The organism is Microbacterium sp. ISL-103, assembly GCF_018613995.1.
In the GTDB taxonomy this organism is placed as follows: domain Bacteria; phylum Actinomycetota; class Actinomycetes; order Actinomycetales; family Microbacteriaceae; genus Microbacterium.
In genome coordinates, this window is sequence record NZ_JAGGPD010000049.1 from 1 (window position 1) to 7,235 (window position 7,235).

The window sequence follows — 7,235 nt, forward strand, 5'->3', positions numbered from 1 at the left end:
GACGATCACGCCGATCTCGAGTGCGCCGCGGCCCCGGCTGTAGCGGATGCTCTCGCGGAGGGAATCGCCGAACGTCCGCGGGGTGCTGTCGCCGAGCATCCGCCCGGCGACGACGGTCTCGGTCGGGGCGGGAGCAGTCAGGACGTGCTCGCGCGGTCTTTCTGTGGGCTGAGACATCTCATGCCTTTCGGGAAGTGAGGAAGAAGGAGGCGGGGGCCGCGCCCCAGGCTGCGGCCCCCGCGAGTCGGACTCTCAGAAACGGACGCCCTTGAGCTTGTCGTTCTCGAGCAGATCGACGTTGGACTCGTCGATCAGGCCGCGCCCGCCGGAGTTGATGTTGGCGGGGGAGAGGCCGAAGTCGATGTAGAGGATTCCCTGCGTGACGGACTGGAATCCCTGCACATACCCCTGCTGGTCGGCGGTCGCGATGATGTCGCCGCTCTTGATGCCCGCGACGACCTGAGGCGAGGTGTCGAAGCCGACGACCGGCACCTTCACTCCGGCCGCTTCCATCGCGGCGACGATGTTCCGGTGCGGGGTGCCGCCGAGAGGAGCGATCGCGGCAACATCCGGGTTGGCCGTGAGCCAGGCGGTCAGGGAGTTGAGCGCTTCCTCGTCGTTGCCCGAGGTGCGAAGGAATTCGCCCTTCGCGCCGACCTCGTCGAGCGAGGACTGCACGCCGCCGCCCCGGTTGATCGCGTAGGCCTGCTCGGGCTCTTCGGCGGGGAGCAGGACCTTGTCTCCGCTTCCGAGACCTGCTTCTTCGACGAGCCGTTCGCCGACGATCTCCCCGACTTCGAAGAAGTCCTGCCCCACGAAGCCCGAGACGCAGTCTGCGGCCGACTCGGGCGCCGGCACGTTGTAGGCGACGACGGTGATGCCCGCCTCGGCGGCGTCGCAGGCGACGCCCACCCATTTCTCGCCCTCGTTGAAGGGCATGAAGATCAGGGAGGGATCGGTGGCGATCGCCGTCTGCACGAGGTCGACCATCTTGTCGGGGTCGCCCTCGGCGGTCTGGTGCGTGAGCGTCAGATCTCCGAGTTCGGCGGCATCCTCGCCGCCCTGCAGGATCTGGGCCCAGAAGGGATCGCCCGCCGGGTTGTAGTAGGTGAAGAAGTAGGCGTTGCGGTTCTCTGCAAGAGAGCCGTAGCCGCTCTCGAGACCACTGGACGCGTCGGTCGAACCGTCGGAGGCGGCGGCGGAGCAACCCGCCAGGGCGAGGGCCGACACGGCGACGGCGACGAGTGCCATCCCGGTGCGGGAGCTGTGTGTGAGTGTCACGACGTCGTGATCCTTTCTTGCGCCGGCGGGTTCCGGCTACCGTCATTGGTGCGCTGAGCGTATCCAGCACCTGGCAAGAAGTCAATAGAATGTTCTGACATTCGGACCTATAGGGTGGCTGGGTGAAGATCTCGATGAATTCCACCGCCTCGTTCCACGGCACCACCCTGCGAGACATCGCCGTCGCGAAGTCGGCGGGGTTCGACGCCGTGGAGTTGCAGACGCCGAAGCTGTTCAGGTTCCTCGACGCCGGCTACACGGCGCACGACCTCGTGGGTCCGCTCGAAGGGTTCGCCGTCTCGGGGGTGGGAGCGATCCAGGAGGCACCTCACGACCGGTTCGTCCGCGATGCCACCCGGCTGGCCGAGGTGGCCGAGGTGATCGGCGCTCCCTTCGTGCAGATGTGCACGGGGCCGGTCGATGTGCAGGTCGTCAAGGACTTCCGCGCGGGGACGTTGACGCCCAGCGACCTGCGCTATCGCGGCTCGCTCGGCCTGACGGACGCCGAGTCGCTGGCCGAGACGGCCCACCGAGTCGCGCTCGCCGCGGACATCGCAGCCGATCATGGGGTGGGTCTGTATCTGGAGCCGTTGGCGTGGTCGCCGATCAACCGCGTGTCGCAGGCGCTCGAGATCTTCGAGCGGATCGACCGGGCGAACGTGAGGCTGTGTGTGGACTTCTGGCACTTCTGGGCATCGGGCGACGAACCGGAGGACGTCGCTGCGCTGCCTGCCGATCTGATCGCGGCCGTGCACGTCTGCGACGGCCTGCATGTGCCCGCGGGGGAGATCCCCGATCAGGGAGTCTCTCGCAACGGATGGACCGGTGCGGGCGACATCCCGCTGCAGGAGTGGGTGGACGCTGTCCGCTCCACCGGGTACGACAGCTGGTACTGCTCGGAGATCTTCTGCGACAAGGTCGCGGAGCTCGACGACGAGCTCGTCGCCTCGACGCTGCGCAACACCATCAGCATGCTGCTGCGGTGAGGGCGAGCAGGTCGCGCTATTTGGCGACCAGCGTGGTCTCGAAGCTGTAGAGGTCGGGTCGGTAGATGTGCACCCCGAACTCGATCGCTCGGCCGGCGCCGTCGAACGAGGTGCGCTCCATCTGCAGCACGGGCCCGTCACGATCGATGTCGAGCAGCTTGCCCTCATCGTCGTGAGCCCGTCGAGCGCCGATCCGCTGCTTCGCGACGCGGATCGTCACGCCTCGACTGCGCAGAATCTGGTACAGGCCCTGATCCTCCAGCTGCTCCCGGGTGATCTCGGCGATATCGGCGGGGAACCAGTTCTCGAGGATCGCCACGGGGCTGCCGTCGGAGGTGCGACGGCGGCGGATGTGCAGCACCTCGGCGCCCGCTGGGACGCTGAGGTGCTCGGCGACGTTCTCGGGGGCGGGGGAGAGCTCGTGCAGCAGCACTGTCGTTCCGGGGCTGTGCTTCGTGCTCTGCAGATCGTCGAAGAGACTGGTCAGCTCGACCTGGCGGGTCACCTGTCCTTGCACCACCTGCGTGCCGATTCCGCGGCGACGTACGAGGAGGCCCCGATCCACGAGCTCCTGGATCGCTCGCCTGACGGTCGGGCGAGAGAGTCCCAGGCGCTCACCGATCGCGATCTCGTTCTCGAGGCGCGCACCCGGCGGGATCTCGCCTGATCGGATCGCCGCCTCGAGCCTGCTCGACACCTGGAAGTACAGGGGAATCGGCCCTGTGCGATCCAGATCGTGGAACAGGTGGTCCGGCCATACGCCGTCCGTCGTCGCCATCTCGTGGTCTCCCTCGTTTGTCGCGACAATATTACCTCCCGCGGACTTTGTCACCTCAGAGCGTGAGAGCCGCGGGTGCGGACCCCTTGCAAGAATCGCCCCTTGTGTTATTGTTAAGACATATCCCGTCCATTGCGATCAGGAAAGTTGTACACAGGAGTATGACCGGAGAAAAGACCTTCGACGTCGTCGCCCTCGGGCGCCTCGGCGTCGACATCTACCCCCTCGAAAGTGGCGTCGGTCTCGAGGACGTATCGACGTTCGGCAAGTACCTCGGCGGAAGCGCGGCGAACGTCGCCGTGGCTGCCGCTCGTTACGGTCGGGCCGTGCAGCTCGTCTCCCGGACGGGCGACGACCCCTTCGGCCGCTACCTGCATCGGGAGCTCACGAGGCTCGGCGTCGACGACTCTGCCGTCGCAGTCGATCCGGATCTGAAGACGCCCATCACCTTCTGCGAGATCTTCCCTCCCGATGACTTCCCGCTGTACTTCTACCGCGAGCCGAAGGCACCGGACCTCAACATCACGTCCGACCAGCTCGATGCGGGCGCCATCCGTGCAGCCGGCGTCCTCTGGGCGACGGTGACCGGTCTTTCGCAGGAGCCCAGCCGCCAGACGCACTTCGATGCCTGGGCGATGCGTGGTCGCGCAGATCACACAGTCCTCGATCTCGACTACCGGCCCATGTTCTGGGCCGACCCGAGTGAGGCGACCGCTCAGGTGGGTCGCGCTCTCGAGCACGTGACCGTGGCCGTCGGCAATCGCGAGGAGTGCGAGGTCGCCGTCGGCGAGACCGAGCCCCTCCGAGCCGCGGATGCTCTGCTGGAGCGCGGTGTGCGCCTGGCCATCGTCAAGCAGGGACCGAAGGGCGTGCTCGCCAAGACGGCCGACGAGACGGTCGAGGTGCCGCCCCACTTCGTCGACGTCGTCAACGGCCTCGGCGCCGGCGACGCGTTCGGCGGGGCCTTGTGTCATGGGCTCCTCTCGGGCTGGGGTCTCGAGGAGATCCTCCGGTTCGCCAACGTCGCCGGCGCGATCGTCGCCTCGCGACTGGAATGCTCGACCGCCATGCCCACCGTGTCCGAGGTGCAGCAACTACTCGAAGGAGCCCGAGGATGACCGGCATCACCCTCTCGGCAGACGACTTCTCCCGTCTCCGTGACCTGCGCGCCTCAGCGCCGCACGAGATCGCGACGCGACTGCGCAACCGCCGCCGCCGCGACCTGCTCGGGGTCGACGGAAAGCTGTTCATCGTCGCAGCCGACCACCCCGCCCGCGGCGCTCTCGCCGTGGGCTCCGACCCCATGGCCATGGCCGATCGGTACGACCTGCTCGATCGGCTCGCGACGGCGTTGAAGCGCCCGGGCGTCGACGGCGTGCTCGGCACACCCGACATCATCGACGACCTGGCCGCCCTCGGGCTGCTCGACGACAAGATCGTCGTCGGGTCGATGAACCGAGGCGGCCTGCGGGGCGCGACCTTCGAGATGGACGACCGGTACGGTGCCTACACGGTCGACGAGCTCGCAGCGATCGGCGCAGATTTCGCGAAGACCCTGATCCGGATCAATCTCGACGATGCAGGAACCGCGCCCACGCTGCAGGCGACGGCCGACGCCGTCACCGCGGCCGCGAAAGCTCGGCTGCCGATCATGCTCGAGCCGTTCCTCAGCCGCTGGAAAGACGGCCACATCGTCAACGATCTCTCGACGGATGCCGTCATCGCCTCGATCGCCATCGCGGCCGGCCTCGGCGCGTCGTCTGCGTACACGTGGATGAAGCTCCCGGTCGTCGAGGACATGGAGCGGGTGATGGCGGCGACCACCATGCCGACGCTGCTTCTCGGCGGCGACTCCGGTGCCGATCCCGATCAGACGTTCGCCGCGTGGGAGGACGCTCTCACCCTTCCCGGCGTGCGCGGGCTCACCGTCGGCCGCACGCTCCTCTATCCCCCTGATGGTGACGTCGCCTCTGCGGTCGATGCCGCAGCCGGGCTCGTCCGCGGCGCCGCCGCCTCCATCCGCTGAACTGCCCTCCACGAAGGATCACCCATGAGCACCACTGAACCTCGCGTCATCTCCCACTGGATCGACGGCGCCGACAGTCCGTCGAGCAGCGGACGCACCGCGCCCGTCTACAACCCCGCCACCGGAGCGGTGCAGGCGCAGGTCGCGCTGGCCGACCAGGCCGAGATCGACGCGGCCATCGAGTCCGCACAGCGCGGATACCAGGTCTGGAAGACCTATTCGATCGCGAAGCGTCAGACCGTCATCTTCGCGTTCCGCGAGCTGCTGAACGCCCGCAAGCGCGAGCTCGCCGAGATCATCACGGCTGAGCACGGCAAGGTCGTCTCCGACGCCATGGGCGAGATCCTTCGCGGCCAGGAGGTCGTCGAACTCGCCACAGGATTCCCGCACCTCATCAAGGGGGCCTTCAGCGAGAACGCCTCGACCGGAGTCGATGTCTACTCGCTCAAGCAGCCCCTCGGCGTGGTCGGCATCATCAGCCCGTTCAACTTCCCCGCCATGGTGCCGATGTGGTTCTTCCCGGTCGCGATCGCCGCAGGCAACGCGGTCGTGCTCAAGCCCAGCGAGAAGGACCCTTCGGCTGCCCTCTGGCTCGCTCAGCTCTGGAAGGAAGCCGGTCTTCCCGACGGCGTGTTCACGGTGCTGCAGGGCGACAAGCTCGCCGTCGACGGTCTGCTCCACAGCCCGGTCGTGCAGTCGATCTCGTTCGTGGGCTCGACCCCGATCGCGCAGTACATCTACGAGACGGCGTCGAAGAACGGCAAGCGGGTGCAGGCCCTCGGCGGCGCGAAGAACCACATGCTGGTGCTGCCGGACGCCGACCTCGACCTGGTCGCCGATCAGGCCGTCAACGCCGGATACGGCGCCGCCGGTGAGCGGTGCATGGCGATCTCGGTCGTGCTGGCCGTCGAGCCCGTCGCCGACGAACTGATCGCCAAGGTCTCGGAGCGCATCGCGAACCTGCGCATCGGAAACGGCGCGGGTGTCGACGGCGTCGAGCCCGACAGGGGCCCCCTGATCACCGATGTGCACCGCGACAAGGTCGCCTCGTACGTCGACATCGCAGAAGCCGACGGCGCGAAGATCGTCGTCGACGGCCGTGGCCTGAAGATCGACGGCCACGAAGACGGCTTCTTCTTCGGGCCCACCCTGATCGACGACATCCCGATCACGTCGCGCGCCTACACCGAGGAGATCTTCGGCCCGGTGCTCTCGGTCGTGAGGGTGCAGACCTTCCAGGAGGGGCTCGATCTGATCAACTCGGGCGAGTTCGGCAACGGCACCGCCATCTTCACCAACGACGGAGGCGCCGCCCGGCGCTTCCAGAGCGAGGTGGAGGTCGGGATGATCGGCATCAACGTGCCGATCCCCGTGCCGGTCGCGTACCACTCCTTCGGCGGCTGGAAGGCCTCGCTCTTCGGCGACGCGAAGGCGTACGGTGTGCACGGGTTCGACTTCTTCACGCGGGAGAAGGCGATCACCAGCCGCTGGCTCGACCCGGCCACGCACGGCGGAATCAACCTCGGATTCCCGCAGAACAACTGACCCGATCCGGATGCCGCCCGCGGGGGAGCGGGCGGCATCCATTCCTCTGAGAGCACGAAGATGAGCACCACAGAAGATCGCTGGTTCCACCGACGCGGCACACTCGCGCGCGACGGATGGCAGAGCGTGGTCGACGCCTCGCTCGCCGGGTGGCAGCACACCGGCATCCGCATCGCCGAGCTGACGGATGGTGACGAGCTCGAGCTCACGGCCCTCGACGTCGAGCGGATCATCGTGCCGCTGGCCGGATCGTTCCGCATCGCGCACCACCATCACCCCGGCGAGTGGCACACACGACTGCACGGTCGTGCGTCGGTGTTCGACGGGGCGACCGACGTGCTCTATCTGTCGATCGGCACGACGGCGACCATCAGCGGCGAAGGCCGCGTCGCGGTCACCGAAGCGCCGACCGCCGAGCGTCGCGACTGGCAGTACATCGCCGCCGAGGAGACGCCCGTGGAGCTCCGCGGGGCGGGGCGCTCCAGCCGTCAGGTGCACAACTTCGGAACTCCGCAGGCGCTGGACGCCGCTCGGCTGATCGTCTGCGAGGTCATCACCCCGGCCGAGAACTGGTCGTCGTACCCTCCGCACAAGCACGACGAGCACAAGCCGGGGCACG

7 protein-coding genes are annotated in these 7,235 nt (G+C 67.5%); 5 read left to right on the top strand and 2 right to left on the bottom strand.

Annotated features, from left to right (window positions below):
• Positions 1 to 252 precede the first annotated feature (252 nt).
• Positions 253 to 1,281: a substrate-binding domain-containing protein gene (locus tag J7E68_RS02335; RefSeq protein ID WP_157534334.1), complete on the bottom strand. Its 1,029-nt coding sequence runs from the start codon at positions 1,279 to 1,281 to the stop codon at positions 253 to 255.
• A gap of 122 nt (positions 1,282 to 1,403) precedes the next feature.
• Here J7E68_RS02335 and J7E68_RS02340 point away from each other — a divergent pair, with 122 nt between their 5' ends.
• A complete protein-coding gene (locus tag J7E68_RS02340) occupies positions 1,404 to 2,267 on the top strand; it encodes a sugar phosphate isomerase/epimerase (protein ID WP_215169497.1) in 864 nt (287 codons plus the stop codon).
• A gap of 16 nt (positions 2,268 to 2,283) precedes the next feature.
• On the opposite strand, the gene J7E68_RS02345 is transcribed toward J7E68_RS02340, so the two are convergent.
• Positions 2,284 to 3,045 (bottom strand): GntR family transcriptional regulator, encoded by a 762-nt coding sequence (locus J7E68_RS02345; RefSeq protein ID WP_215169499.1) that lies wholly within the window; start codon positions 3,043 to 3,045, stop codon positions 2,284 to 2,286.
• Positions 3,046 to 3,206: 161 nt separating this feature from the next.
• Between J7E68_RS02345 and iolC the strand changes: the two genes are divergently transcribed.
• The 4 genes from iolC to J7E68_RS02365 all read left to right on the top strand — a co-directional run.
• The gene (gene iolC, locus J7E68_RS02350) at positions 3,207 to 4,163 is read left to right on the top strand and encodes a 5-dehydro-2-deoxygluconokinase (RefSeq protein ID WP_215169501.1); all 957 of its coding nucleotides are present in this window, start codon (positions 3,207 to 3,209) and stop codon (positions 4,161 to 4,163) included.
• The gene (locus J7E68_RS02355; RefSeq protein ID WP_215169503.1) at positions 4,160 to 5,071 is read left to right on the top strand and encodes a deoxyribose-phosphate aldolase; all 912 of its coding nucleotides are present in this window, start codon (positions 4,160 to 4,162) and stop codon (positions 5,069 to 5,071) included. Before iolC ends, J7E68_RS02355 begins: the two co-directional genes overlap by 4 nt.
• Before the next feature lie 24 nt (positions 5,072 to 5,095).
• Entirely contained in the window at positions 5,096 to 6,616 is a 1,521-nt protein-coding gene (locus J7E68_RS02360) for a CoA-acylating methylmalonate-semialdehyde dehydrogenase (protein ID WP_215169505.1), read from the top strand.
• 60 nt (positions 6,617 to 6,676) lie between these two features.
• Positions 6,677 to 7,235, top strand: a 559-nt coding sequence (locus J7E68_RS02365) for a 5-deoxy-glucuronate isomerase (protein ID WP_215169508.1), incomplete at its 3' end; no start/stop codon positions are given.